Raw genomic sequence first — 26,423 nt, 5'->3', positions numbered from 1 at the left:
ATGCCCGCCTAACGGCGACGTCGACAGGGCTGTTCCATGTCCGCGTGCGCGGGGGCGGGCAAGGACGACATGCGGAGCGCTTCCCGCACGTCCAAGGACCGGGTTCCCAGGTGTTCGCAGAGCCGGTCGGCGGTGCCGGCCTTCAGCAGCCCGAGGTCGAGGTCCAGGAATCCGGTGCCTGTGAAGCCGCGCAGCCGGTCGCCGGTGAGGCTCCAGTCGGCGGGCTGCCCGTTCAGTGTCAGCAGCGGGGTCGACCCGTCTGTCTCGCTCCACAGCTCCGGGTTCCCGGCTCCGCCGCCCTTGGGGAGGAGCACGAGACGCCCACTCGCGTCGTACGGACCGACCACTTCCGTGTCACCGGCCAGGAGACGCGGTTTCCCGCGCCCCGGTGTCCATAGCTCGACGCCTCTGGTCGTGCTCACCGCCACCACGTCGCCGTCGGAGCGGAACACCGCCTCCGAGCCCGCCGCTGTCTCGGACACGAGGCTGAAATCGATGCGCCTCTCCGACTTGGCCTGCCCCGGCTGCCAGAGCTCCGCCCGGCCGCCGGCCCGTAGGACGAACACCTCGTCGTCATGGTCGGGGCGCTCGATGGCCAGGACACACGCACGGAGGTTCAGTTTGGTTCTGCGCGGACAGTCCACGTGGGGAACCCGGGTCACCTTGCCGCTCTCGCCGTGGAGTACCGAAAGGCCGCCCTTCTCCAGGAGGAGGAAATCCCGGTCGCCGTAGCGCTGCACGTCCTCGATCACGAAGCGATGGCCTGAGGTGGACGCGTCCCCGTCTCGACGGGTGACTTCCGAGGTGTCGAGCAGTTCCCAGGCGTCCTCGCGCCAGACCAGGAGCAGGCTGCCGTCCTGGCTGAGCGTGATGTATTCCGGGAGTTCGCCGGAAGGCTTCATGGGCACGTCGCCGTGCCGTGTTCCGTGCGTGCCGTCGGACACGACCGCGTGGAGCACGTACGGGTCGGTGTCCTCCCCCACTTGACGCAAGTGCGCGGCGACGTCGGGCTCGGACGCATAGTTCGACGCCCTCAGCATGCCGGGGACGTCGTCCCACGCGGGCAGGGGCGTCGGGCGGGGCTGGAATCTGAGGAGGTCCCGGCCGTACGCGCTGAACACGACAGTTCTTCCGTCGTCCTCGACGACGCACAGGGCTTCCGTCGACATCATCCTGGGCAGCAGCAGGTGGGAGCGGTCCCCGGTGACGAGATCGTGCAACTGCACGAGACCTGTCTGGAGCTCCTCCAGCTCCGGGCGTGGGCCCTCATGGACCCTCTCGTCCTCCACCAGGTACCGACCGGAGCAGTCGGTCTCGAAGGAGTAGTCGGCAGGCCACTTGCCGCTGCTTTTCCCGCTGTCGGACGCGCCGAGCCGCAGCTGCCAGTAGTCACCGTTCGCCGTTCGCATCCCCAGCGAGCGCCCTCCCGCGCCCAGGGCAGCCGTGTACAGCTCCTCTCCGAGGCGCTCGCCCGGGCTTGTGCGGATCGCCTCATCGGAGTCCTCGTCCGACGCGGCGACCGTCACTTCGCTGGTGCCCCGGTTCCGCAGGGCGGCCTGCTTCAGGCACTCGTCCGGCTTCAGCAATCCGTCCGGAGGCTCGCCGTCGGCCTTCGGTTTTCCCGAGGTGAGGGACACGGTGCGCAGCCACTTCCCCAGATCGTCGGATCCGCAGGGAGCATCGCTCCCGTCCGGTTCGACGGCGTGCAGCAGCCGTCCGCCGTCGGGCGAGAAGTCCAGGTCCTGCGTGTCCTCGGCGGTCGGTGGGGACTCCCAGCTCCAGGTCTGTGCCGGGATGCGGTCCGGGTCCAGCGGGCCCGACAGATCCCAGATCCGCACCGTCCCGTCCGCCGACGCGGCCGCGGCCTTGCGCCCGTCGTCACTGACCGCCACCTCGTCGACCTGGCCAGGTGGATTCGGCAGTGGCACCCTTCGGGGAGCATCGCCGAGAAGGCCGATCACGGCGTACATCTGCTGGCGCCCGTGTTCCCCTTCGTGCCGTACGACCATCCGGCGGCCGTCCGCCGAGGCCGCGAGCTGCAGCACATCCCCTGGGGGAAAGACGCGGTGCACGGAGCGCAGCGAGGAGAGCTCGAAGCTCTGGCGGGTCAGCACCGCCCGTGACTCGGCGCTGCTGCTGGTCTGGTCGGCCGACAGCGCGAAGAGCGCGGCGTCGATCGGGTTACTCTCCTCACGGTCCTCCGCGTGGCCGACGAGCGTCCGGGAGGCTGTCTCCTTGTCCCGCCGGCCCTGCTCGGCGATGAGCGCGTAGAGCCCCAGGGAGAGCCCGACCGCGAGCAGCGTCAGGCAGGCGACCAGCGCCACCCCTGTCCGCCCCCGTCGGACGGACCGCCTGCGGTGCAGCCGGCTGAGGCGCACGAACTCCGCCTCCTCGGCGGACACTTCGTCCGGCCGCTGAGCCCCCCAGGCTCTGGCGGCCGCCAGCTCCTGCTGCCTCAGGAACAGGTCGGGGTGCCGTCCCCCCTCCTCCCACTCCCGCATCCGTGCGCGCAGCCTCTCCAGCCAGACGATGAAATCCCTTGAGTCATCCAGCCACTTCCGCAAGGTCGGCCACTGCCGCACCAGCGCCTCGTGGGCCAGGGCCACCGTCTCCCGGCCAGAGCTGTCGCGGGCGACGACCACGAGGCGGGTCGCGGCCAGTGCCTGGGCGGCGGTGCGGAGTTCGGGCGGGAGATGGTCGAACGCGCGGGCCACCCGGGCGTACTCCTTGCCCTTGACGGGCCGGGCGAGGCGTTCGAACAGACGGCGGGCCACGGCCTCGTCGGGGCCGCCCGGAGCCTTGCAGACCTGGGCCACCTGCTGGTCGGCATAGCGGGACAGCGCCCCGTCGACCCGGCCGATCTCCCGGTACGCGGCATGGGTGAGGCGGCCCCGCGTCCGCCGCTCCCACAGCTCGGCGAGCGCGAACTCCACCAGGGGCAGAGCGCCCGTCTCGCCGCCCGCGTCAAGGACGATCAGCTCCGCCAGACCCGGTTCGAACTCCACGCCGGGGACCGCGTCGACGGGGAGCCGCACCACCTCGTCGAGCTGGGCGGGAGTCATGGGCGCGAGCATCTGAAGGGTGCCGCTCAGTGCCTCCGCCCGGCCGTCGGTGACCAGTTCTTCCAGGGAGGCCGAGCGCAGGGTGGCCAGGATGCGCAGGCGGCGCCCGGCCGAGTGGACGGCTCGGGTCATCGGCAGCAGGACGTCCAGCAGGGCACGGGCTTCGGCGGGGCGTGCCCCGACCGTCTCCTCGAACTGGTCGAGAAGGATCACATGTCCTCGGGGTCCGGCTTCCTCCAGCAGACGGGCACCGAGCAGTACGGCCGTGCTCCTGCCGCGGGCGGTGTCCGCGGCGGCGTCCAGTTGCCCCGCCAGGTGCCGTGTCCCGGGGAACTGTCCACCGAGCGCCGCCGCCAGCGTCCGTACCGGATCGGTCTCCGGCTGGCCGACGAAGTCCGTCACGGTCAGGCCCGCCGCGCGCAGCAACGGCAGTACACCGGCCCGTACGAGTGACGACTTGCCCACCCCGGACGCACCGGCCACCGGGACGAAGGCATGGGCCAGGACCGCCGCGGCGATGCGTTCGCTGTCGTCGCGGCGGGCGAAGAAGAGGTCGGCGTCCTGTTCACGGAAGGGTTCCAGGCCTCGGAACGGACAGCACCGCAGGCCCGGTTCCAGGCCGAGCAACAGGGCGCTGGGAATGAGGTACGCGGTGCGCGCACCGGAGCCGACATCGGCGGCCACGGTCATACCGACCACACCGCCCTGTTCGATGTCCCACACGGGCGCTCCGCTGAAGCCCTGTCCGATCGCCGGGCCGTGCGGCGTCTCCTGGGCCTCCATGGAGGTCCATCCCTTGCCGACGGGCGCGCGGAGTCGGCCGCACACCCAGACGCCGTGGTCATCGGTCCGCCGTGGGAAGCCGAGCACCCGGAACGGGTGGTCCCACATGGCCGTACCACCGGCGAAGCGCACCGGGGCGGTGCCCGGGACGGGCTCCGCGAGGGACAGCAGGGCGATGTCGCCGGCCCCGTCCTCGGTGACCGCACGCCAGTGGGTGACCGTGGCCCGCATCTGGGCCGAGGGCGGCGCCATGAGCGGGAAGTCGACGGTCACGGAGGCGGCCGGCGGTGCCGGCTCAGCCACGTCCACGCCCAGCGCGTCCGCCACGACATGGGCGCAGGTGCACAGCGTCCGCTCCGCGATCAGGAAGCCGCAGCCGGTGACCCGGCCGTCATCGCCCCAGAACCGTGCGATGCTCCGCGGGAGTTCGTCGTCAGCGGGCGCCATCACGCTGCCCCGGAACATCCGGTTCGACGGTGTTCGTCCACTCCATGCTCACGGTGAAGTGGGCCTCGGTCGAGCCACGCGCCACCACGACTCCGGCCTCGGCGCTGAGGGTGATCCCGAACTCGACGGTCACCGATTCCGGCGGGGCCGGCAGTCCCCGGGCTCCGTCGACGACCGCGCCGAGGGCTGGGCGCACCCGGTTGAGGGCCTGTTGGAGTGTCTCGGCCGCTCCCGCGACCACACCGCCGCGGGAGACCCGCTGGACGCCCGCCGGCCCGTCCCCCGCCACCTCCAGCAACACGACCTGCCCACCGTCCAGCAGCATCTCGCCCACATACCCCACGGCCCGCGCCCTCCCCCTCGGCGGTGTCAGCTCCGATCCCGTATTGCAGGGCGTCGCGCACGATGCCCGCAAGGCACACGCCCGGAGTCACCTCGTGTGGGTGAGCGCGCGATGACGAAGGGGTGTGAACGGGCGCGTTCGGTCGGCGGTGTGGGGTTCTGCACACTCCCCCACCGCAGGTCAACGGCAAGTTGACGCCCCTCGGAACCCCGTGGTGGACTTCCGGGGCCAAGTACGACGGCAGAAGAGGAAGCCGGTGAGAATCCGGCGCGGTCCCGCCACTGTCACCGGGGTAGCAATCCCCGGGAGCCAGGAACTCTCGCCGCCGGTCTCGTCGAACCAGGGCGCGGACACCCTGAGTGAGGACACAACGCGATGCTCGCCTGCCGATCGACACGTAGTACCAGACCCACGTCTGACCTCACGGTCGGCTGACCCCGATGCGAGCCGATCGCGTCTTCGCGTACGGCGCCGCCGCCGGGCTCCTCGGTGATCTGCTGCTCGGCGACCCCCGCCGCGGGCATCCGGTCGCCGCGTTCGGACGGGCCGCGGCCGCCGTGGAACGAGTGTTGTGGCGCGACGACCGCGCACGCGGCGCTCTGCACACCGCCGTGTGCGCCGGTGGCGCCGTGGCCCTGGGTGCCGTCGCCGCCCGTGTCGTCCGTACCTCTCCGGCCGCCTCACTCGCGCTGACCGGCGCCGCCACCTGGGCGGTCGTCGGGGGCACTTCGCTCGCCCGGGAGGCCCGTGCCGTCGGGCGGGCCCTGGAGGCAGGCGACGTCGAGGGGGCGCGGGCGCGGCTGCCGCATCTGTGCGGCCGGGATCCGCAGGCGCTGGACGCGGACGGGGTCGCACGGGCGGTCGTCGAGTCCGTCGCCGAGAACACTTCCGACGCGGTCGTGGGGGCCCTCGTGTGGGGGGCCGTCGGCGGGGTGCCCGGACTGCTCGGCTTCCGAGCCGTGAACACGCTCGACGCCATGGTCGGGCACAGGTCGCCCAAGTATCTGCGCTACGGCTGGGCTTCGGCCCGGCTCGACGACGTGGCCGGCTGGCCCGGGGCGCGCCTGACGGCCGTACTCGCCACCCTCGCCGGAGACGACCCCCGGGGTGCGGTGCGGGCCTGGCGTGCCGATGCCGCCGCACACCCGAGCCCCAACGCCGGGCCCGTCGAGGCCTCGTTCGCGGGAGCCCTCGGGGTGCGGCTGGGCGGGACCCTCTCCTACGGCGGCCGGGTCGAGCACCGGCCCGTACTGAACGGGAACGGACGGGCCGTGGGCGTCCACGACGTCGAACGGGCCGTACGGCTGTCCAAGCGCGTCAGTTGGCTTGCGCTCGGCGTATGCGTCGCCGCGCGCCGTATCGCGAAGGGACGTACCTCATGACGGGCGGTGGCCTTCTTGTCGCCGGCACCACCTCCGACGCCGGCAAGAGCGTCGTGACCGCCGGGATCTGCCGGTGGCTGGTGCGGCAGGGGGTGAAGGTCGCGCCGTTCAAGGCGCAGAACATGTCCCTGAACTCGTTCGTGACGCGCGAGGGCGCCGAGATCGGGCGGGCGCAGGCCATGCAGGCCCAGGCGTGCCGCGTCGAGCCGACCGCGCTGATGAACCCCGTGCTGCTCAAGCCGGGCGGGGAGCAGAGCAGTCAGGTCGTGCTGCTGGGCAGGCCGGTGGGTGAGCTGAGTGCGCGCGGGTACCACGGCGGGCGGCAGCAGCAGTTGCTCGGGACGGTGCTGGAGTGTCTCGCCGAGTTGCGGGGCACGTATGACGCGGTGATCTGTGAGGGGGCCGGCTCTCCGGCCGAGATCAATCTGCGGCGGACCGACATCGTCAACATGGGCATCGCCCGCAATGCCGGGCTGCCGGTGCTCGTCGTCGGCGACATCGACCGCGGCGGTGTCTTCGCCTCCTTCTTCGGGACCGTCGCCCTGCTCTCGCCCGAGGACCAGGAACTGATCGCAGGGTTCCTCGTCAACAAGTTCCGGGGGGATGTCAGCCTCCTGGAGCCGGGGCTCGACATGCTGCACGGGCTCACCGGACGACAGACGTACGGCGTCCTGCCGTTCCGGCACGGGCTCGGCATCGACGAGGAGGACGGGCTGCGGGTCTCCCTCCGGGGGACCGTGCGGGAGTCGAACGTCGCGCCGTCCGTGGGTGAGGACGTGCTGCGGGTTGCCGTCTGTGCCATCCCTCTCATGTCCAACTTCACGGACGTGGACGCGCTGGCCGCCGAACCGGGCGTCGTGGTGCGGTTCGTGGACCGGCCGGAGGAACTCGCCGACGCCGACCTCGTCGTCGTTCCGGGGACCCGGGGGACCGTGAAGGCCCTGGAGTGGCTGCGTGAGCGGGGACTTGCGGACGCCCTGGTCCGCAGGGCCGCCGAACAGCGGCCCGTCCTCGGCATCTGCGGTGGCTTCCAGGTCCTCGGCGAGCACATCGAGGACGAGGTCGAGAGCCGGCGCGGGCATGTGGACGCGCTCGGAGTGCTGCCCGTGCGGGTGCGGTTCGCCCGCGAGAAGACCCTGACCCGGCCGGTCGGAGAAGCCCTGGGCGAGCACGTCGAGGGGTATGAGATCCATCACGGGGTCGCCGACATACGCGAAGGGGAACCCTTCCTGGACGGCATCCGGGTCGGCCAGACCTGGGGCACCCACTGGCACGGCTCGCTGGAGTCGGACGGCTTCCGGCGGGCGTTCCTGCGCGAGGTGGCCGCCGCCGCGGGCCGCCGTTTCGTGCCGGCCCCCGACACCTCGTTCGCCGCGCTGCGCGAGGAGCAGCTCGACCGGCTCGGCGACCTCATCGAACAGCACGCGGACACGGACGCGCTGTGGCGGCTCATCGAGTCGGGCGCGCCGCAAGGACTGCCTTTCATTCCACCGGGAGCGCCCGCATGAGCACAGTGTTGTTGTTGTCGACCGCCGACACGGATCTGCTGGCGGCGCGTGCCGCCTCCGGTGCCGACTACCGGATCGGCAACCCGACGCGCGTGGACGTCGAGACCGAGCTGCCCGCGCTGCTCGACGGCGCGGACCTCGCCGTCGTCCGGCTGCTGGGCGGCAAGCGGGCCTGGGAGGACGGGCTCGCCAAGCTGAAGGCGTCGGGTGTGCCGACCGTGCTGCTGGGCGGCGAGGCCGTGCCGGACGCGGAGCTGATGGCGGAGTCGTCGGTCCCGGCCGGTGTGGTCGCCGAGGCACTGAAGTACCTGGTCGAGGGCGGGCCCGCCAACCTCACCGAGCTCGCCCGCTTCCTCTCCGACACCGTGCTGCTGACGGGCGAGGGGTTCGTCGAGCCGCAGAAGATGCCGGAGTACGGCGTCCACGGCAGCCGGCCCCTGGAGAGCGGCCGTCCGACCGTCGGCGTGCTCTTCTACCGGGCCCATGAGCTCAGCGGCAACACCGCCTTCGTGGACACCCTGTGCGACGCCATCGAGGCACAGGGCGCCAACGCCCTTCCCGTGTACTGCGGTTCGCTGCGCGGCGCAGATCCGGAGCTGTACGAGATCCTCGGCCGGGCCGACGCACTCGTCGCCACCGTCCTCGCCGCCGGCGGCAGCAACGCCTCGCAGGCGTCGGCGGGCGGCGACGAGGAGGCGTGGGACATCGGCAGGCTGGCCGAGCTGAACGTCCCCGTGCTGCAGGGGCTGTGCCTGACCTCGTCCAAGAGCGCCTGGGACGAGTCCGACGCCGCCCTGACCCCCATGGACGCGGCGATGCAGGTCGCGATCCCGGAGTTCGACGGCCGCCTCATCACCGTCCCGTTCTCCTTCAAGGAGCAGGGCCCGGACGACGTTCCGGTGTACGTCGCCGACCCGGAGCGGTCCGGACGCGTCGCTGGGATCGCCGTACGGCACGCGCGACTGAGGCACAAGCCGAACGCCGAGAAGAAGCTGGCGCTCGTCTTCACCGCGTACCCGACCAAGCACTCGCGCGTCGGCAACGCGGTCGGCCTGGACACGCCAGCCTCCGCCGTGCGGGTGCTGGACGCGCTCAAGCAGGCCGGGTACGGCGTGACCGAATACCCCGACAACGGCGACGAGTTGATCCACCGGCTCATCGAGGCCGGCGGGCACGACGTCGAGTGGCTGACCGAGGACCAGCTGGCGTCGGCGCCCGCGCGCGTGCCGCTCGCCGACTATCAGGCGTGGTTCGACAAGCTCGACCCGGAACTGCGGGACGCCATGACCGAGGCGTGGGGCGAGCCCCCGGGCTCGCTGTACGTCGACGGGGACGACATCGTGCTGGCCTCCCTCCAGTTCGGGAACGTCGTCGTGATGATCCAGCCGCCGCGCGGCTTCGGCGAGAACCCGATCGCGATCTACCACGATCCGGACATGCCGCCGTCGCACCACTACATGGCGGCCTACCGCTGGCTGGAGAACAGCTTCGGCGCCGATGCCGTCGTGCACATGGGCAAGCACGGCACGATGGAGTGGCTGCCGGGCAAGGGCCTCGGGCTCAGCGGCGGCTGCGCCCCGGACGCGGTCCTCGGGGACCTGCCGCTGATCTACCCGTTCATCGTCAACGACCCCGGCGAGGGCACCCAGGCCAAGCGCCGCGGTCACGCCACCGTCGTCGACCACCTCGTGCCGCCGATGGCGCGCGCCGACACCTACGGCGATCTGGCCAAGCTGGAGCAGCTCCTCGACGAGTACGCGCTCGTCTCGGACCTCGACCCGACGAAGGCACCGGCGGTCAGGGCCCAGATCTGGACGCTGGTCAAGGCGGCCGAGCTCCACCACGACCTGCATGTGGACGAGCAGCCGGACGACGGCGACTTCGACGAGTTCGTCATGCACATCGACGGCTATCTGTGCGAGATCAAGGACGTGCAGATCCGGGACGGGCTGCACATCCTGGGCGGCGGCCCGGTCGGTGAGCCGCGCGTGAATCTCGTCCTCGCCGTGCTGCGCGCCTCGCAGGTGTGGGGCGGACAGGCCAATGCCCTCCCCGGGCTCCGGGCTTCGCTGGCCGAGCACTTCGGGCTCGGCGAAAAGGAGTTGCTCGCCGAGCCGGGTGCGCCGGTGAAGGTGCCGGTCGAGCTGAGCGACCTGGTCGAGGGTCCGTCGCGTACGGCCGCCGACGCGATCGACCTGCTGGAGCAGCTGTGCCGGCGGGTCGCGGAGGGGATGGAGTCCAACGGCTGGACGGCGTCCGAAGCGCCCGGCCTCGTCCGTGACGTCCTCGGCACCGAACTCCCCGCAGCCGTCGCCGTGCTGGAATTCGCCTGCGACGAGGTCGTGCCGCGTCTCGCCCGTACGACGGACGAGATCGGCCACATCCTCAAGGCGCTCGACGGCGGTTACGTCCCGGCGGGGCCGTCCGGTTCCCCGACGCGCGGGCTGGTCAACGTCCTCCCGACCGGCCGGAACTTCTACTCCGTCGACCCCAAGGCCATCCCGTCCAGGCTCAGTTGGGAGGTCGGGCAGTCACTCGCCGACTCCCTCGTCCAGCGGTACCTCCAGGACACGGGTGAGTACCCGAAGTCCGTCGGCCTGACGGTCTGGGGCACCTCGGCCATGCGCACCCAGGGCGACGACATCGCCGAGATCCTGGCGCTGCTGGGCTGCCGACCGGTGTGGGACGACGCCTCGCGGCGGGTGACCGGGTTCGAGATCATCGAGCTCAGCGAGCTGGGGCGGCCTCGCATCGACGTCACCGTCCGTATCTCCGGCTTCTTCCGGGACGCGTTCCCGCACGTGGTCGGCCTGATCGACGACGCGGTGCGCAAGGTCGCCGAGCTGGACGAGCCGGCCGACCGCAACTTCGTGAAGGCGCACGCCGACGAGGACACCGCCGAGCACGGTGACCGGCGGCGCGCGACGGCCCGTATCTTCGGGTCGAAGCCGGGCGCGTACGGCGCGGGCCTGCTGCCGCTGATCGACGCCCGTAACTGGCGCAGCGACGCCGACCTGGCCGAGGTGTACGCCGTCTGGGGCGGCTACGCCTACGGGCGCGGGCTCGACGGGCGGGCGGCGCGCGGCGACATGGAGACGGCGTTCAAGCGGATCGCGGTCGCCGCGAAGAACGTCGACACGCGCGAGCACGACCTCGTGGACGCCGACGACTACTTCCAGTACCACGGCGGCATGGTCGCCATGGTGCGGCACCTTACGGGCGCCAGCCCCGAGGCGTACGTGGGCGACAGCGCCACCCCCGACCAGGTGAAGACGCGCACGCTCGGCGAGGAGACGCACCGTGTCTTCCGGGCCCGGGTGGTCAACCCGCGCTGGATGGCGGCCATGCGGCGGCACGGCTACAAGGGCGCCTTCGAGATGGCGGCGACCGTGGACTACCTGTTCGGCTACGACGCCACGGCGGGCGTGGTCGACGACTGGATGTACGAGAAGCTCAGCGCGGAGTACGTCTTCGACGCCGAGAACCGGGACTTCATGAAGAAGTCCAACCCGTGGGCGCTGCGCGGTATCACCGAGCGGCTCCTGGAGGCCGCCGACCGCGGGCTGTGGGCCGAGCCGGACGCCGACACGCTGGAGCGGCTGCGCGCCACGTACCTGGAGCTGGAAGGCGACCTGGAGGGCGACGAGAAGTGACCACCCCCTTCCCCTTCACCGCTGTTGTGGGCCAGGACGACCTGCGGCTCGCGCTGCTGCTGAACGCCGTGTCACCGGCGGTCGGCGGTGTGCTGGTGCGCGGCGAGAAGGGCACCGCCAAGTCGACGGCCGTACGGGCGCTGTCGGCGCTGATGCCGGAGGTCCCGGTCGTCCCCGGCTGCCGTTTCTCCTGCGACCCCGGCTCCCCCGACGCCGCGTGCCCGGACGGCCCGCACGAGGCGGGGGCCTTCCTGGCGAGGCCCGCCCGCATGGTCGAACTGCCCGTCGGCGCCTCCGAGGACCGGCTCGTCGGCGCCCTGGACATCGAGCGCGCGCTCGCCGAGGGCGTGAAGGCCTTCGAGCCGGGCCTCCTCGCCGACGCCCACCGGGGCATCCTGTACGTCGACGAGGTCAACCTCCTCCACGACCACCTTGTCGACCTGCTCCTCGACGCGGCGGCGATGGGTGCGTCGTACGTCGAGCGCGAAGGTGTCTCGGTCCGGCACGCCGCCCGTTTCCTGCTCGTCGGCACCATGAACCCCGAAGAGGGCGAACTGCGGCCGCAGCTGCTCGACCGGTTCGGGCTGACCGTCGAGGTCGCGGCCTCGCGGGAGCCCGACCAGCGGGTGGAGGTCGTACGGCGGCGCCTCGCGTACGACGACGACCCTGCCGGGTTCGCCGCGCGGTGGGCCGACGAGGAGGCCGCCGTACGTCAACGCATCGTCGCCGCACGGGAGTTGCTGCCGTCGGTGCGGCTGGGTGACGGGGCGCTGCGGCAGATCGCGGCGACCTGTGCCGCGTTCGAGGTGGACGGCATGCGGGCCGACATCGTGATGGCCCGTACGGCGACCGCTCTGGCCGCGTGGGCCGGGCGGACCGATGTGCTGGCGGAGGATGTGCGGCAGGCGGCGCTGCTCGCGCTGCCGCACCGCAGGCGCCGTAATCCCTTTGACGCGCCCGGACTCGACGAGGACAAGCTCGACGAGACTCTGGAGGAGTTCTCCGGGGACGGGGACGAGGACCCGGACCCCGATGGGCCCGGTGGGGGTGGCGTGCAGCCGCCGCAGTCCGACGACGGCCCGCAAGGAGGCGACACGGCCGCGCGTCCCGAGGGCGGTGAGGACGGGCAGCCGCAGGCCTCCGGGGCCGGGGAGCAGACTCCCGTACGGGCGTCCGAGCCGTTCCGGACGAAGGCGCTGAGCGTGCCGGGTGTCGGTGAGGGCGGTGCCGCCGGGCGGCGTTCGCGGGCGCGGACCGAGCACGGGCGGACCACGGGGGCCCGGCGGCCCCGGGGCGCGCTGACCAAGCTGCATCTGGCGGCCACCGTGCAGGCCGCGGCGCCGCATCAGCGGGCCCGTGGACGGGCGGGGCGCGGCCTGGTGGTGCGCCGGGACGATCTGCGGCAGGCCGTGCGGGAGGGGCGCGAGGGGAACCTCGTGCTGTTCGTGGTGGACGCCTCCGGGTCGATGGCGGCGCGGCAGCGGATGGGTGCGGTGAAGGGCGCCGTGCTGTCGCTGCTGCTGGACGCGTATCAGCGGCGGGACAAGGTGGGCCTGGTGACGTTCCGGGGGGCGGCCGCCGATGTGGCGCTGCCGCCGACCTCGTCGGTGGACGCGGCCGCGGCCCGGCTGGAGTCGCTGCCGACCGGCGGGCGTACGCCGCTCGCGGCGGGGTTGCTCAGGGCGCACGAGGTGCTGCGGGTCGAGCGGCTGCGGGATCCGGCGCGGCGGGCGCTGGTGGTCCTGGTGACCGACGGGCGGGCCACGGGTGGCCCGGAGCCGGTGGCGCTCGCGGGACGGGCAGCCCGCCTGTTCGCGGCCGACGGGGTCGCCTCCGTGGTCGTGGACTGTGAGTCGGGGCCGGTGCGGCTGGGGCTCGCGGGACAGCTCGCGGGTGAGCTGGGCGGTACGGCCGTGACGCTGGACGAGTTGCGTGCGGACTCGATCGCCGGGCTGGTGAAGGACGTACAGAGGAGGGCCGCTTAATGCCGCAGGGACAGCCGAGTGTCGTACCGGACGACGGACTGACGACCCGTCAGCGCCGTAATCGTCCGCTCGTCGTCGTGCACACCGGCATCGGGAAGGGCAAGTCGACCGCCGCGTTCGGGCTGGCGCTGCGCGCCTGGAACCAGGGGTGGCCCATCGGGGTGTTCCAGTTCGTCAAGTCCGCCAAGTGGAAGGTCGGCGAGGAGAACGCGCTGCGGGTGCTCGGTGCCTCCGGCGAGGGCGGATCCGTCGACTGGCACAAGATGGGCGAGGGCTGGTCCTGGGTGCAGCGGGACGCCCAGATGGACAACGAGGAGAAGGCCAGGGAGGGCTGGGAGCAGGTCAAGCGGGACCTGGCCGCCGAGACGTACAAGCTGTACGTGCTCGACGAGTTCGCGTATCCGATGCACTGGGGCTGGGTCGACACCGACGAGGTCATCGATGTGCTGCGGAATCGGCCCGGGACCCAGCATGTCGTGATCACCGGGCGGAACGCGCCCGAGAAGCTGGTCGGCTTCGCCGATCTCGTGACCGACATGTCCAAGGTCAAGCACCCGATGGACGCGGGCCAGAAGGGCCAGAGAGGCATCGAGTGGTGATGCCTTCCGTCCCTCGGCTGGTCATCGCCGCGCCGGCCTCCGGCAGCGGCAAGACCACCGTCGCCACGGGGTTGATGGCCGCGTTCGCCGCGCGGGGGCTCGCCGTGTCCCCGCACAAGGTCGGACCGGACTACATCGACCCCGGATATCACACGCTCGCGAGCGGGCGGGTGGGGCGGAATCTCGACGCGTACCTGTGCGGGCCGGAGTTGATCGGGCCGTTGTTCCTGCACGGGGCGCGCGGGTGCGATGTCGCCGTCGTCGAGGGCGTGATGGGGCTGTACGACGGGGCCGCGAAGGAGGGCGAGCTGGCGTCCACCGCCCATGTGGCGAAGCTGCTGCGGGCGCCGGTCGTGCTCGTCGTGGACGCCTCGTCGCAGTCTCGGTCCGTGGCGGCGCTGGTGCACGGGTTCGCGTCCTGGGATCCGCAGGTGCGGGTCGGGGGCGTGATCCTGAACAAGGTCGCTTCGGACCGGCATGAGGAGTTGCTGCGGGAGGCGCTGGACTCGGCCGGGGTGCCTGTACTGGGGGTGCTGCGGCGGGCGGCTCAGGTCGACACGCCTTCGCGGCATCTGGGCCTGGTGCCGGTCGCCGAGCGACACACCGCCGCGGTGGAGGCCGTGGCGGCGATGGGGGCGCAGGTCGAGGCAGGGTGCGATCTTGAGGCGTTGCTGGGGCTGGCGCGGGGTGCGGGTACGTTGTCGTGTGCGGCCTGGGATGCGGCTGAGGTCGTGGCTTCTTCGCCCCCGCCGCCCCTTCCCGTCCCGACCCTGGGGGCTGCGCCCCCAGACCCCCGCTTTCGACCCGAAGGGCCTCGTCCTCAAACGCCGGACGGGCTGGATGGTGCGGGCCGGCTGGGTGGTGTGGGACTGGGGGTGAGAATCGCCATGGCCGGCGGCGCTGCCTTCACCTTCTCCTATGCCGAGCATGCCGAACTGCTTACGGCCGCCGGCGCCACCGTCGTCCCCTTCGATCCCCTCCGGGACGAGCAACTGCCCGACGACACACACGGGTTGGTCATCGGCGGTGGGTTTCCCGAGGTGTATGCCGCCGAGTTGTCCGCCAACGAGCCGCTGCGCAAGGCCGTCGCCGCGTTCGCGCGGAGCGGCGCCCCAGTCGCCGCCGAGTGTGCGGGGCTGCTCTATCTGTGCCGTGAGCTGGACGGGCGGCCCATGTGCGGGGTGCTCGACGCGAGCGCGCGGATGAGCGAGCGGCTCACGCTCGGGTACCGGGACGCCGTGGCCGTCGGCGACAGCTCGCTCGCGGTCGCGGGGACGCGGATGCGGGCGCACGAATTTCATCGGACCGTCGTCGAGCCCGGCTCGGGGACGGCGCCCGCCTGGGGGGTCAGGTCGCCTCGGCGCCTGGTCGAAGGTTTCGTACAGCAGGGCGTGCACGCGAGTTATCTGCACACGCACTGGGCCGCCGAGCCCGGTGTCGCCCGTCGGTTCGTGGAGAGGTGCCGGACGTCATGAGCAGCAGGTTGATCGGAGTCGGGGTCGGTCCCGGTGATCCGGAGCTGGTGACCGTGAAGGGCGTCAACGCGCTGCGCGCCGCCGATGTCGTCGTCGTACCCGTCATGGACAGCGGGGAGCGGGGGCGGGCCGAGGCGACCGTGCTGCACTACGTGCCCGAGGAGAAGGTCGTACGGGTCGTGTTCGCGCTGAACGAGCGCACCGACCGGGCGCGGCGCGAGGCCGCCTGGGACGCGGCGGGCGAGCGGGTCGCCCAGCTGCTCGGCGAGCATCGGGCCGTCGCCTTCGCCACCATCGGCGACCCCAACGTGTACTCCACCTTCACCTATCTCGCCCAGACCATCGGCGGGCCGGCGCCCGGCACCGTCGTGGAGACCGTGCCCGGCATCACCGCCATGCAGGACCTCGCCGCGCGCTCGGGCGCGGTCCTCACCGAGGGGACGGAGCCGCTCACGCTGGTGCCCGTCACCGCCGGCTCCGCCGTGCTGAAGGACGCGCTCGCCGGGCCCGGCACCGTCGTCGCCTACAAGTTCGGGCGGCAGGCGGCCGAGGTCGCCGAGGCGCTGCGGGAGACCGGGCGGCTCGACGACGCGGTGTGGGGGTCGGCGCTGGGCCTCGCGGAGGAGGCCATCCGGCCGGCCGCCGAGCTGGACGACACCCCGCTGCCCTATCTCTCGACCCTGATCGCGCCCGCCCGGCGCGACGGCGGCCGGGGCGGCAAGCTCTGACGCCCGTCCCCGCACCCGCTGTTCGGTAGGTCTCGCACCCACCAACCCCCTGTACCTGTAGGAGAGGACCGATCCCCATGGCCGATGCCCCCACCGGCAAAGTGACCTTCGTCGGTGCCGGCCCCGGCGCCGCCGATCTGCTGACGTTCCGTGCCGCGCGCGCCATCGCCGAGGCCGACATCGTGATCTGGGCGGCCAGCCTGGTCCAGGCGGAGGTCCTCCAGCACGCCCGTGAGGGCGCCGAGATCCTCGACTCGGCGACCATGTCCCTGGAGGATGTGGTCGGCGTGTACGAGCGGGCGTGGGCCGAGAACCTCAAGGTCGCCCGGATCCACTCGGGCGACCCGGCGCTCTGGGGCGGCACGCAGGAGCAGCTCGACCGGTGTGCCTCGATCGGCATCGCCACCGAGATCGTGCCCGGCGTCTCCGCCTTCTCCGCCGTCGCCGCGCTCGCCCAGCGGGAACTGACCATCCCCGAGGTCGCCCAGTCCGTGGTGCTGACCCGGCTCGGCGGCGGCAAGACGCCGATGCCGCCCGGTGAGGAGGTCCGGGAGTTCGCCAAGCACGGCACCACCATGGCGATCTTCCTGTCGGCGGCCCGCAGCGGGCAGCTCGTGCGGGAGCTGCTGGAGGGCGGGTATCCGACGTCCACGCCGGTCGTGGTCGCCTACCAGGCGACCTGGCCGGAGGAGCTGGTGGTGCGCTGCACCATCGGGACGCTGGAGGAGACCGTCAAGGAGCACAAGCTCTGGAAGCACACCCTGTTCCTGGTCGGCCCGGCCCTCGACGCCCACGGCACGCGCTCGCATCTGTACCACCCCGGCCACTTCCACGGATACCGCAAGGCCGATCCCCAGGCGCGCAAGGCGCTGCGCGAGCGGGGAGCCGGTACGTGATCACCGTCGTCGGCACGGGGACGGGCGAGCCGCTGCCCGGAGACGTCCTCGTCGGGGCCGAACTGGTCGTCGGCGGGCGGCGGCATCTGGACGCCGCGCGACCTGCGGACGACGTCGAGCGGGTCGTGCTCGGGGCGTTGGCCCCCGCTCTCGACACCATCGCGGAGTACGTCGAGAAGGACCGGCGTGTGGTCGTGCTGGCCTCCGGCGACCCCGGGTTCTTCGGGATCGTGCGGGCGCTGGCCGAGCGGTTCGGGGCGGAGCGTCTGGACGTGCGGCCCGGTGTGTCCTCCGTCGCCGCCGCGTTCGCCCGGATCGGGCTGCCCTGGGACGACGCGGTCGTGGTCAGCGCGCACGGGCGGGAGCTGCGTACGGCCGTGAACGTGTGCCGGGCCCGTCCGAAGGTGGCCGTGCTGACCGGTCCGGGCTCCGGGCCGGCCGAACTGGGCGCCGCGCTCGCCCGCAAGGCCGACACGAGGGTGCTCGTCGTGGCCTCCGCGCTGGGTTCCGAGGACGAGCGGGTGGAGCGGATGACGCCCGCGGAGGCCGCCGCCCGTGACTGGGGCCCGTCCGTGAGCGTGGTGCTGTGTCTGGACCCGGCGCGGGTGCTCGGTGGGGTGCGTACGGTCGCCGGGGCGGGCGCCGGTCCGACCGCGTGGGCGCTGGACGAGAACACGTTCGCCCACCGCGACTCGATGATCACCAAGTTCGAGGTACGGGCCCTGGCACTGGCCCGTCTCGGGCCGCGACTGGGCGACTTGGTGTGGGACGTCGGCGCGGGCTCGGGCTCGGTGGCCGTGGAGTGCGCGCGGCTGGGTGCCGCCGTCACCGCGGTCGAGAAGACCCGGGACGGGGTCGAGCGGATCCGCGCCAACGCCGTCGCGCACGGCGTCGACGTGCATGTCGTGCACGGGGCGGCGCCCACCGTCCTGTCCGACCTCGACGATCCGGACGCCGTGTTCATCGGCGGCGGGGGGCGCGAGCTGCCGGCCATCGTCACCGCGTGCGCGCGGCGCGCCCGGCGTGCGGTCGTCGTCGCGATGGCGGCGCTGGACCGGGTTCCGGCGGCGCGCGAGGCGCTGGCCGGCGCCGGGTTCGACTGCGACGGGGTGCTGCTGCACTCCTCGCGGCTCGCGCCGCTGCCGGGGGATGTGACGCGGCTCGCGTCGACGAATCCGGTGTTCCTGTTGTGGGGTGTCAGAAAGCCCCTGGACCGTGAGGGAGTTGCTCAGTGATCGGCCTCATTTCCGCCACCGCGGCGGGGGCGGCGGCGCGGGACCGGCTGGCCGCGGCGTGGCCGGACCGGGTGCGCGTGTACCACGGACCCGTCGGGGACGCCGTGCGGCGGGCGTTCGCGGAGTGCGAGCAGCTCGTGTGCTTCCTGGCGACCGGCGCGGTGGTCCGGCTGGTCGCCCCGCTGCTGGCCGGCAAGGCCACCGACCCGGGTGTGGTGTGCGTCGACGAGGGCGGGCGGTTCGCCGTGTCGCTGGTCGGCGGGCATGGCGGCGGCGCCAATGAACTCGCCCGCGAGGTGGGCGAGTTGCTGGGCGCCGAGCCGGTGGTGACGACGGCCACCGATGCCGTGGGGGTGCCCGGTCTGGACACGCTCGGGCTGCCCGTCGAGGGCGATGTCGCCGGGGTGTCGCGGGCGCTGCTCGACGGGGAGCCGGTGGCGCTGCGGGCCGAGGTGGCCTGGCCACTGCCGCCGCTGCGGGCCGGTGCCGGGGGCGCTTACACGATCCGGGTGACGGACCGGCTGGTGCAGCCCGTCGAGAGGGAGGTCGTGCTGCGGCCGCCGTCGCTCGTCGTCGGCGTCGGAGCGTCCAAGGGCGCGCCGGCCGACGAGGTGCTGACGCTCATCGAGGAGAGCCTCCGCGACGCCGGGCTCGCCCCCGCCTCCCTCGCCGAACTCGCCACCGTCGACGCCAAGGCCGACGAGCCCGGCATCGTCGAGGCCGCCGGGCGCCTCGGTGTCCCCCTCGTCACCCACTCCGCCGGCGAACTGGCCGCGGTGGAGGTCCCCAACCCCTCCGCCGCGCCGCTGGCCGCCGTGGGCACCCCCTCGGTCGCCGAGGCCGCGGCCCTGATCGGCGGCGGCGAACTCCTCGTGCCGAAGCGCAAGTCCACGGCGACCCCCGCCATGGCGACCTGTGCCGTCGTACGGCGCCCGGGGCGCGGCCGGCTCGCGGTGGTCGGACTCGGGCCGGGCGCCCGGGATCTGCTCACGCCGCGCGCGAAGGCGGAGCTGCGGCGGGCGTCGGTGCTGGTCGGCCTCGACCAGTACGTCGACCAGATCCGCGATCTGCTGCGGCCCGGCACCCGGATCCTGGAGTCGGGGCTCGGCGCCGAGGAGGAGCGGGCGCGCACGGCCGTCGAGGAGGCCCGCAAGGGGCAGGCCGTCGCGCTGATCGGCAGCGGGGACGCGGGCGTGTACGCCATGGCCTCCCCCGCGCTCGCCGAGGCGTCCGACGACATCGACGTGATCGGCGTACCGGGGGTGACGGCCGCGCTCGCCGCCGCCGCGATCCTCGGCGCCCCGCTCGGCCACGACCATGTGTCGATCAGCCTGTCCGACCTGCACACCCCGTGGGAGGTCATCGAGCGGCGGGTGCGGGCGGCGGCCGAGGCGGACATCGTGGTCACCTTCTACAACCCGCGCTCCCGGGGCCGCGACTGGCAGCTGCCCAAGGCGCTGGCGCTCCTCGCCGAGCACCGCACGCCCACGACGCCGGTCGGGGTCGTACGGAACGCGTCGCGGCCGGACGAGTCCAGTCGGCTCACGACACTGGGCTCCCTGGACCCGGCGACGGTCGACATGATGACGGTCGTGACCGTCGGCAACACCGCGACCCGGGACATCGCCGGGCGCATGGTGACACCGCGCGGCTACCGCTGGCAGGCAGCGCAGGAGGGCCCGAGGTGAACCGAGTCGTCCATCCGATCGAGGAGGAGTCCTACCGGCGGATGCGCGCCCGGCTGGACACCTCGCACTTCCCGCCGCTGACCCGGGCGGTGGTGGAGCGGGTCGTCCACTCCGCCGCCGACCTCGACTACGCGAGCGACCTCGTCATGGACGAGGGCGAGCTGGCGAAGGCGCATGCCGCGCTGCACGCCGGGGCGCCCGTGGTCACCGACGTGGAGATGGTGGCCGCCGGGATCACCCGCCGGGAGACGGTCTGCCGGCTCCGGGACGCGGTGGCCGGTCCGGGGCTGACCCGCTCCGCGCACGCGATCCGGCTCGCGTTCGAGCAGGTCGGCCCGGGGGCGCTCTGGGTGATCGGCAACGCGCCGACCGCCCTGGAGGAGCTGCTGACCCTCGGTGTCTCCCCCGCGCTCGTCATCGGCCTGCCCGTCGGCTTCGTCGGCGCGGTCGAGTCCAAGGCCGCGTTGCGTGAGAGCGGGCTGCCCGCTGTGAGCAACGTGTCCGAGAAGGGCGGTTCGGCCGTGGCCTCCGCCGCGCTCAACGCCCTGCTGTACCACCCCGTTTCGCACTCCGAGGAGAAATCGTGACCACCCCGCCGCCCGCTCTGCTCATCGCCGGTCATGGCACCCGGGACGACGCCGGAGCCGAGGCGTTCCGCGACTTCGTCCGGGAGCTGGGGCGCCGCCATCCCGAACTGCCCGTCGCGGGCGGCTTCATCGAGCTGTCCCCGCCGCCGCTGGGCGAGGCCGTCACCGAGCTGGTGGAGCGGGGCGTGCGGCGGTTCGCCGCGGTACCGCTGATGCTGGTGTCCGCCGGGCACGCCAAGGGCGACATCCCGGCCGCGCTGGCCCGTGAGAAGGAGCGCCACCCCGGGATCTCCTACACCTACGGCCGCCCGCTGGGCCCGCACCCGGCGCTGCTGAACGTGCTGGAGCGGCGGCTCGACGAGGCCCTGGGCGGGCGTGACCCGCAGGGCCGGCAGGACGTGACCGTGCTGCTGGTGGGGCGCGGTTCGACCGACCCGGACGCCAACGCCGAGGTGCACAAGGCGGCGCGGCTGCTGTGGGAGGGACGCGGTTACGCGGGCGTGGAGACGGCGTTCGTGTCGCTGGCGGCGCCGGACGTGCCGAGCGGCCTGGACCGGTGTGTGCGGCTGGGGGCGCGGAAGATCGTCGTCCTGCCGTACTTCCTGTTCACCGGCATCCTGCCGGACCGGGTGCGCCATCAGACGGAGGGCTGGGCGGCCGCCCACCCGGAGATCGACGTGCGCTCGGCGGATGTCATCGGCCCGGAGCCGGAGCTGCTCGACCTGGTGATGGAGCGCTACGAGGAGGCGGTGAAGGGCGACCTGCGGATGAACTGCGACTCGTGCGTGTACCGCATCGCACTGCCCGGCTTCGAGGACAAGGTCGGCCTGCCGCAGCAGCCGCACTTCCACCCGGACGACGACCACCACCACGGGCACGGTCATCACCACCACGGCGCCCACACCCATGCCCACTGAGGCGCACGACCTGCGTCATCACGGCGACGCCGAGGTCCGTGACGACGGTTCGGCGCTCGTCGACCTGGCGGTGAACGTCCGCGCGGACACACCGCCCGCCTGGCTGCGCGAGCGGATCGCCGGGTCGCTGGGCTCGCTCGCGGCCTACCCGGACGGGCGGGCCGCGCGGGCGGCGGTCGCGGCGCGGCACGGGCTGCCGACGGAGCGGGTGCTGCTGACGGCCGGGGCGGCGGAGGCGTTCGTGCTGCTGGCCCGCGCGCTGAAGGTGCGCCGGCCGGTCGTCGTGCACCCGCAGTTCACGGAGCCGGAAGCGGCGCTGCGCGACGCCGGGCACACCGTGGACCGGGTGCTGCTGCGCGCCGAGGACGGCTTCCGCCTCGATCCGGCGGCCGTCCCCGAGGACGCCGACCTGGTGGTGATCGGCAACCCGACGAACCCGACCTCCGTGCTGCACCCTGCCGCGGCCGTCGCCGAACTCGCCCGTCCCGGGCGGACGCTGGTGGTGGACGAGGCGTTCATGGACGCGGTGCCGGGCGAGCGGGAGGCGCTCGCCGGGCGGACCGATGTGCCGGGCCTTGTGGTGCTGCGCAGCCTGACCAAGACCTGGGGGCTGGCCGGGCTGCGCATCGGCTACGTCCTGGCCGCCCCGGAGACGGTCGCCGATCTGGAGCGCGCCCAGCCGCTGTGGCCGGTGTCCACGCCGGCGCTGGCAGCCGCCGAGGCATGTGTGTCGTCCCGGGCGCTGGCGGAGGCGGCCCACGCGGCCCACCGCATCGCCGCGGACCGGGCCCATCTCGTCGCGGGACTGGCCGAGTTCGCGCGGGCCGGACTACGGGTCGTGGAACCGGCCGAAGGGCCCTTCGTCCTCGTACGGCTGCCGGGGGCGGCCGCGGTGCGCCGACGCCTGCGCGACCTCGGGTACGCGGTCCGCCGCGGGGACACCTTCCCCGGCCTCGACGAGGAGTGGCTGCGCCTGGCGGTACGGGACCGGGCGACCGTCAACGGGTTCCTGCGGGCGCTGGAACGGGCTGCGAACCCGGCGGCGGGCTGAGCCGGGGCCGACGGGCACTGGACCCGGCAGCGGGCTGAGCCGAGGCCGACGGGCACTGGACCCGGCAACGGGCTGAGCCGAGGCCGACGGGCACTGGATCCGGCAGGCACTGGACGCGGCAGGCACTGGACCGGGCGGTCGGCTGAGCCAGAGCCGCCCGGTTCCCGGGTGCCCGTGGGGTCAGCCCTTGTTGCGTCGGGCCAGCGCCACCGCGCCGCCGCCCGCGAGGAGCAGGGCCACCGCGCCGCCCGCGATGTACGGCGTCATGGAGTTGCCGCCGGTCTCGGCGAGGCCCTCGTCGGCGGGCTCGCCCTGGGGCTTCACGTCGCCGGCCGGATCCGTGCTCGGCTCGGCCTGCTGCGCGGGCTCGGCCGGGGTCTCGCAGGTCGCCTTCGCCAAGGTCAGGGTGCCTTCGACCTCGGCGACGTTCAGCTTCAACGGGTTGATGGAGACCTTGAGTTCGAGGGCGGTCGCGGCGGCGGTGCGCGAGGTCTGCTCCGTCTTGGAGTAGTCGATCCGGACGTCGCCGACGCCGGGCACCTCGACGTTCGTGGTGCCGCCGGCGGTCAGCGTGACCTTCTTGCCCAGCACGGTGACGTCGCCGAGCAGGTTGGAGGAGGCGGTCGGCTCCTTGCCGGCCTCGCAGGTCGCCTTGGAGGTGACCTGGCCGACCTCGATGAGCGACAGCAGCGGCAGACCGGGGACGTGGACCTTGGCGTGGGCGAGGTTGGTGTACCCCTCGGCCTTGCCGTCCTCGACGGTCGCCTTGGACTGGGCGACCTCGGCGTTCAGGACACTGAAGGGCCGGCCGCCGTCGACGCCGTTCAACTGGGCCGTCAGGGTGGCCTTCTCGGCGCTCTGCGGCGCCTGGACCTCGTTCAGGGAGACCGCGAGCGGGACGTTCACGGTCTTGTTGAGCAGGGAGACGTCGAGCCCCGTACGGAGCACGACGGCACTCGCGCGACCCTCGTCGCCGGTCGCGTGCGCGGGGCCCGCGGCGCCCATGACCACGGGGGCCGCGGTCAGGGCGGTGGCCGTCGCGACGGTGGCGAGACGGCGTGCGGGCAGGCGGAAGTTCTTGCCGTTCAAGGTGGGGACCCCCAGAGGAGACTTGCTCGGGACCCGGCAAGAATCGCGCACTGAGAGTGAAGAGTCAGCAGTCCGGCGGGAGTTCACTCCAACGTGACTCTCCCGTGAAGTTTTTCGAATCCCTGGGCACGGATGTTCCTTGAAGTCACCCCCGTACCCCCTTCTGTGCGAGCGTGCGCGTGGCGACGTCGGCGCACACCAGGGGGCCGGGCGCATGACACGGTACGACAGTCGTCACGCTGAGTGAACGGTCCGCTAGCCGACGACCCGCCCGTTGAGCACGATCCGTCGAGGTGCGGCGAGGACGCGGACGTCCGCGCGCGGGTCGGTCTCGTACACCACGAGGTCCGCGGCCGCGCCCTCCTCCAGACCCGGCCGCCCCAGCCAGGTCCGAGCGCTCCAGGTCGACGCCGCGAGGGCCTCCACCGCGGGGATGCCCGCGGTCACCAGCTCCGCCACCTCGGCCGCCACGAGCCCGTGCGGCAGGGTGCCGCCGGCGTCGGTGCCGACGAAGACCGGGATCCCGGCGTCGTGGGCGGCGCGGACCGTGTCGTAGCGGCGGTCGTACAGCCGGCGCATGTGGTCCGACCAGCGCGGGTACTTGGACTGGCCGCCGTCGGCCAGCGCCGGGAAGGTGGCGATGTTGACGAGGGTGGGGACGATGGCCACCCCGCGCTCGGCGAACAGCGGGATCAGGTCGTCCGTCAGACCCGTCGCGTGCTCGACGCAGTCGATGCCCGCCTCGACCAGGTCGCGCAGCGAGCTCTCGGCGAAGCAGTGCGCGGTGACCCGGGCGCCCAGCCGGTGGGCCTCCGCGATCCCCGCCTCGACCGCCTCGCGCGGCCAGGTGGGCGCGAGGTCCCCGAGGTCGCGGTCGATCCAGTCGCCGACCAGCTTGACCCAGCCGTCGCCGCGCCGGGCCTCCTGGGCGACGTAGGCGACCAGGTCCTCCGGCTCGATCTCGTGGGCGTAGCCGCGGATGTAGCGGCGGGTGCGGGCGATGTGCCGGCCGGCCCTGATGATCTTCGGCAGGTCGTCCCGGTCGTCGACCCAGCGGGTGTCGGAGGGCGAGCCGGCGTCACGGATCAGCAGGGTGCCCGCCTCGCGGTCGGTGAGCGCCTGTTTCTCGGCGACGTCGTCGCCGACCGGGCCGTGCGCGCCGAGGCCGACGTGGCAGTGCGCGTCGACGAGGCCGGGCAGGGCCCAGCCCGCCACCGTACGGATGTCACGGGCGCCGACAGGGCGCTCGTAGGAGATCCGGCCGCCGACGACCCACAGCTCGTCCCGGACGTCGTCCGGGCCGACGAGGATCCGGCCCTTCACGTGCAGCACCGTGCGTTCGCTCATGCCCTGCACCTTAATGAGCGGCTAGTCGCCCTTGCCCACCTGGTCGGAGGTCTCCTCCTCGACTTCGGCCATCGCCGGGTCCAGCAGCCGGGACAGGAAGTGGCGGGTCCGTTCGTGGGCCGGGTTGCCGATGACCTGGTCGGGGGTGCCGTCCTCGACGACCACTCCGCCGTCCATGAACACGACCCGGTCGGCGACCTCGCGTGCGAAGGTCATCTCGTGCGTGACGACCATCATGGTCATGCCTTCATCGGCGAGCATGCGCATGACGGCCAGGACGTCCCCCACCAGCTCGGGGTCGAGCGCGGACGTCGGCTCGTCGAACAGCATCACCTGCGGGCCCATGGCGAGGGCGCGGGCGATGGCGACGCGCTGCTGCTGGCCGCCGGAGAGGGACGCCGGGTACGCGGTCGCCTTCTCGGACAGGCCGACCCGCTCCAGGTTCTCGGCGGCGACCTTCGCCGCGGCCGCCTTGTCGCGCCCGAGGACACGGCGCTGCGGCAGCGTGAGGTTCTCGGTCACCGTGAGGTGCGGGAACAGGTTGAACTGCTGGAAGACCATGCCGATACGGCGGCGTACGGCGTCGATGTCGACGTCCGGGTCGGTGAGTTCGGTGCCGCCGACGAAGACCTGGCCCTTGGTGGGCTCCTCCAGCAGGTTGACGCACCGCAGCAGCGTCGACTTGCCCGAGCCGGACGGGCCGATGACACACACGACCTCGCCCCGGCGGATCTCCAGGTCGATGCCGCGCAGCACCTCGTTGTCGCCGAAGGACTTGTGCAGGCCCCGGACTTCGATCTCTGCCTCGTTACTCACTTGACGGCCTCCTGTGCCTTGGCCTCCATACGGCGTACGACGAAGCCGAGCGGGATCGTGACCAGCAGATAGCACAGGCCCGCGACCAGGATCGGCGTGGAGTTGGCGGTCTGGCTGGCCAGGTCACGGCCGAACTTCGACAGCTCGCGCTCCTCCAGCGTCACACCGAGGAACAGCACCAGCGAGGAGTCCTTGAACAGCAGGACGAGTTCGTTGGTGAGCGGCGGGAGGATGATCCGGAACGCCTGCGGGATGATGATCGAGATCATGGCGCGGGCGGGCGAGAAGCCGAGCGAACGCGCCGCCTCCATCTGTCCCTTGGGCACCGCCTGGATGCCCGCGCGGATCGTCTCGGCCATGTACGCGGCGGCCACCAGGCCGAGTGCGAGCGCGACCTTGCCGTAGGTGCCGCCCGGGATTTCCGTGCCGGGGAAGGCCAGCGGAACCGCGACCCCGATGAAGATGAAGATCAGCAGGGCGGGCAGGCCGCGGAAGATCTCGATGTAGATGCCGGCGAGCCAGCGGTACGGGCCCACGGACGACAGCCGCATCAGCGCGATCACCATGCCGAGGACCAGTCCGACGACGAAGCCGGACACGGTGTACAGCACGGTGTTCTTCAGCGCGAGGGTGATGACGTCCGGGAACATCTCCCGGGCGATCGCGCCTTGCGCGAACTGGTTCTTCAGCCGTCCCCAGTCGGCCGCGACCGCGAAGGCGATCACGGCCGCGACGAAGACGACGTACTGGACGCCGCGCGACAGGCTGCGCTTCTGTCGCCGGGTCAGGCCCTTCTTCTTCGGCTGGAGTGGTACCTCTGCGCCGCTCATCG

At 72.7% G+C, this 26,423-nt stretch carries 19 protein-coding genes and 1 riboswitch; of the genes, 13 read left to right on the top strand and 6 right to left on the bottom strand.

All coding sequences use genetic code 11. The annotated features are described in order from the left end of the window. Positions 1-8: 8 nt before the first annotated feature. Both ACFPQ9_RS13975 and ACFPQ9_RS13970 read right to left on the bottom strand, forming a co-directional pair. Positions 9-4,310 carry an nSTAND1 domain-containing NTPase gene (locus ACFPQ9_RS13975; protein ID WP_380852176.1) on the bottom strand — a complete coding sequence of 1,434 codons (4,302 nt, stop codon included), beginning with the start codon at positions 4,308-4,310 and terminating at the stop codon, positions 9-11. Beyond that, positions 4,279-4,635 carry a CU044_2847 family protein gene (locus ACFPQ9_RS13970; protein WP_380852173.1) on the bottom strand — a complete coding sequence of 119 codons (357 nt, stop codon included), beginning with the start codon at positions 4,633-4,635 and terminating at the stop codon, positions 4,279-4,281. Before ACFPQ9_RS13970 ends, ACFPQ9_RS13975 begins: the two co-directional genes overlap by 32 nt. Before the next feature lie 195 nt (positions 4,636-4,830). Continuing rightward, positions 4,831-4,976: riboswitch (cobalamin riboswitch) on the top strand. A gap of 99 nt (positions 4,977-5,075) precedes the next feature. On the opposite strand from ACFPQ9_RS13970, the gene ACFPQ9_RS13965 reads away from it, so the two are divergent. The 13 genes from ACFPQ9_RS13965 to cobC all read left to right on the top strand — a co-directional run bounded on the left by ACFPQ9_RS13965 (position 5,076) and on the right by cobC (position 22,339). Further along, a complete protein-coding gene (locus ACFPQ9_RS13965) occupies positions 5,076-6,017 on the top strand; it encodes a cobalamin biosynthesis protein (protein ID WP_380852170.1) in 942 nt (313 codons plus the stop codon). Further along, complete coding sequence (locus ACFPQ9_RS13960; RefSeq protein WP_380852168.1) at positions 6,014-7,525, top strand: cobyric acid synthase; 1,512 nt, start codon at positions 6,014-6,016, stop codon at positions 7,523-7,525. The genes ACFPQ9_RS13965 and ACFPQ9_RS13960 overlap by 4 nt, the downstream gene beginning before the upstream one ends. Beyond that, on the top strand, positions 7,522-11,178 hold the full coding sequence (gene cobN / locus ACFPQ9_RS13955; protein WP_380852165.1) for a cobaltochelatase subunit CobN: 3,657 nt from the start codon (positions 7,522-7,524) through the stop codon (positions 11,176-11,178). The genes ACFPQ9_RS13960 and cobN overlap by 4 nt, the downstream gene beginning before the upstream one ends. Next, entirely contained in the window at positions 11,175-13,163 is a 1,989-nt protein-coding gene (locus ACFPQ9_RS13950) for a putative cobaltochelatase (protein WP_380852162.1), read from the top strand. The genes cobN and ACFPQ9_RS13950 overlap by 4 nt, the downstream gene beginning before the upstream one ends. Further along, positions 13,163-13,762: a cob(I)yrinic acid a,c-diamide adenosyltransferase gene (gene cobO, locus ACFPQ9_RS13945; RefSeq protein ID WP_380852159.1), complete on the top strand. Its 600-nt coding sequence runs from the start codon at positions 13,163-13,165 to the stop codon at positions 13,760-13,762. The genes ACFPQ9_RS13950 and cobO overlap by 1 nt, the downstream gene beginning before the upstream one ends. Further along, a complete protein-coding gene (locus ACFPQ9_RS13940) occupies positions 13,762-15,237 on the top strand; it encodes a cobyrinate a,c-diamide synthase (RefSeq protein ID WP_380852156.1) in 1,476 nt (491 codons plus the stop codon). The genes cobO and ACFPQ9_RS13940 overlap by 1 nt, the downstream gene beginning before the upstream one ends. Then, complete coding sequence (cobI, locus tag ACFPQ9_RS13935) at positions 15,234-15,965, top strand: precorrin-2 C(20)-methyltransferase (protein ID WP_380852154.1); 732 nt, start codon at positions 15,234-15,236, stop codon at positions 15,963-15,965. Before ACFPQ9_RS13940 ends, cobI begins: the two co-directional genes overlap by 4 nt. Positions 15,966-16,042: 77 nt before the next feature. Next, positions 16,043-16,861, top strand: coding sequence for a precorrin-4 C(11)-methyltransferase (cobM, locus tag ACFPQ9_RS13930; protein ID WP_380852152.1), 819 nt, complete (start codon positions 16,043-16,045; stop codon positions 16,859-16,861). Then, positions 16,858-18,096: a precorrin-6y C5,15-methyltransferase (decarboxylating) subunit CbiE gene (gene cbiE, locus ACFPQ9_RS13925; protein WP_380852150.1), complete on the top strand. Its 1,239-nt coding sequence runs from the start codon at positions 16,858-16,860 to the stop codon at positions 18,094-18,096. Before cobM ends, cbiE begins: the two co-directional genes overlap by 4 nt. Beyond that, positions 18,093-19,784: a precorrin-3B C(17)-methyltransferase gene (gene cobJ, locus ACFPQ9_RS13920; protein ID WP_380852148.1), complete on the top strand. Its 1,692-nt coding sequence runs from the start codon at positions 18,093-18,095 to the stop codon at positions 19,782-19,784. Before cbiE ends, cobJ begins: the two co-directional genes overlap by 4 nt. Continuing rightward, entirely contained in the window at positions 19,781-20,371 is a 591-nt protein-coding gene (locus ACFPQ9_RS13915; protein ID WP_380852146.1) for a precorrin-8X methylmutase, read from the top strand. Before cobJ ends, ACFPQ9_RS13915 begins: the two co-directional genes overlap by 4 nt. After that, the gene (locus ACFPQ9_RS13910; RefSeq protein ID WP_380852144.1) at positions 20,368-21,288 is read left to right on the top strand and encodes a sirohydrochlorin chelatase; all 921 of its coding nucleotides are present in this window, start codon (positions 20,368-20,370) and stop codon (positions 21,286-21,288) included. The genes ACFPQ9_RS13915 and ACFPQ9_RS13910 overlap by 4 nt, the downstream gene beginning before the upstream one ends. Continuing rightward, on the top strand, positions 21,278-22,339 hold the full coding sequence (cobC, locus tag ACFPQ9_RS13905; protein WP_380852141.1) for an Rv2231c family pyridoxal phosphate-dependent protein CobC: 1,062 nt from the start codon (positions 21,278-21,280) through the stop codon (positions 22,337-22,339). Before ACFPQ9_RS13910 ends, cobC begins: the two co-directional genes overlap by 11 nt. A gap of 180 nt (positions 22,340-22,519) precedes the next feature. Here the strand turns inward: cobC and ACFPQ9_RS13900 are convergent, their stop codons facing one another. The 4 genes from ACFPQ9_RS13900 to ACFPQ9_RS13885 all read right to left on the bottom strand — a co-directional run bounded on the left by ACFPQ9_RS13900 (position 22,520) and on the right by ACFPQ9_RS13885 (position 26,421). After that, the gene (locus ACFPQ9_RS13900; RefSeq protein WP_380852138.1) at positions 22,520-23,428 is read right to left on the bottom strand and encodes an SCO1860 family LAETG-anchored protein; all 909 of its coding nucleotides are present in this window, start codon (positions 23,426-23,428) and stop codon (positions 22,520-22,522) included. 255 nt (positions 23,429-23,683) lie between these two features. Then, positions 23,684-24,775, bottom strand: a complete 1,092-nt coding sequence (locus ACFPQ9_RS13895) for an amidohydrolase family protein (RefSeq protein WP_380852135.1) — start codon at positions 24,773-24,775, stop codon at positions 23,684-23,686. A 21-nt stretch (positions 24,776-24,796) separates the two neighbouring features. Next, positions 24,797-25,591 (bottom strand): amino acid ABC transporter ATP-binding protein, encoded by a 795-nt coding sequence (locus ACFPQ9_RS13890; RefSeq protein WP_380852132.1) that lies wholly within the window; start codon positions 25,589-25,591, stop codon positions 24,797-24,799. Continuing rightward, positions 25,588-26,421, bottom strand: a complete 834-nt coding sequence (locus tag ACFPQ9_RS13885) for an amino acid ABC transporter permease (RefSeq protein ID WP_346183037.1) — start codon at positions 26,419-26,421, stop codon at positions 25,588-25,590. Before ACFPQ9_RS13885 ends, ACFPQ9_RS13890 begins: the two co-directional genes overlap by 4 nt. Positions 26,422-26,423: the final 2 nt, after the last annotated feature.

This window comes from Streptomyces coerulescens (assembly GCF_042657965.1).
Classification (GTDB): Bacteria; Actinomycetota; Actinomycetes; order Streptomycetales; family Streptomycetaceae; genus Streptomyces; species Streptomyces coerulescens.
Note: the sequence above shows the minus strand (reverse complement) of the source record. Positions and strands in the feature narration are given on the sequence as shown.

What these genes read in the sequence shown, in the direction of transcription:
- cobO (WP_380852159.1), top strand. Translation starts at nt 13,163, where the DNA reads ATGCCGCAGGGACAGCCGAGTGTCGTACCGGACGACGGACTGACGACC.
- ACFPQ9_RS13975 (WP_380852176.1), bottom strand. Translation starts at nt 4,310, where the DNA reads ATGTTCCGGGGCAGCGTGATGGCGCCCGCTGACGACGAACTCCCGCGG.
- ACFPQ9_RS13960 (WP_380852168.1), top strand. Translation starts at nt 6,014, where the DNA reads ATGACGGGCGGTGGCCTTCTTGTCGCCGGCACCACCTCCGACGCCGGC.
- cobI (WP_380852154.1), top strand. Translation starts at nt 15,234, where the DNA reads ATGAGCAGCAGGTTGATCGGAGTCGGGGTCGGTCCCGGTGATCCGGAG.
- cobC (WP_380852141.1), top strand. Translation starts at nt 21,278, where the DNA reads ATGCCCACTGAGGCGCACGACCTGCGTCATCACGGCGACGCCGAGGTC.
- cobN (WP_380852165.1), top strand. Translation starts at nt 7,522, where the DNA reads ATGAGCACAGTGTTGTTGTTGTCGACCGCCGACACGGATCTGCTGGCG.
- ACFPQ9_RS13885 (WP_346183037.1), bottom strand. Translation starts at nt 26,421, where the DNA reads ATGAGCGGCGCAGAGGTACCACTCCAGCCGAAGAAGAAGGGCCTGACC.
- cobM (WP_380852152.1), top strand. Translation starts at nt 16,043, where the DNA reads ATGGCCGATGCCCCCACCGGCAAAGTGACCTTCGTCGGTGCCGGCCCC.
- ACFPQ9_RS13895 (WP_380852135.1), bottom strand. Translation starts at nt 24,775, where the DNA reads ATGAGCGAACGCACGGTGCTGCACGTGAAGGGCCGGATCCTCGTCGGC.
- ACFPQ9_RS13965 (WP_380852170.1), top strand. Translation starts at nt 5,076, where the DNA reads ATGCGAGCCGATCGCGTCTTCGCGTACGGCGCCGCCGCCGGGCTCCTC.
- ACFPQ9_RS13940 (WP_380852156.1), top strand. Translation starts at nt 13,762, where the DNA reads ATGCCTTCCGTCCCTCGGCTGGTCATCGCCGCGCCGGCCTCCGGCAGC.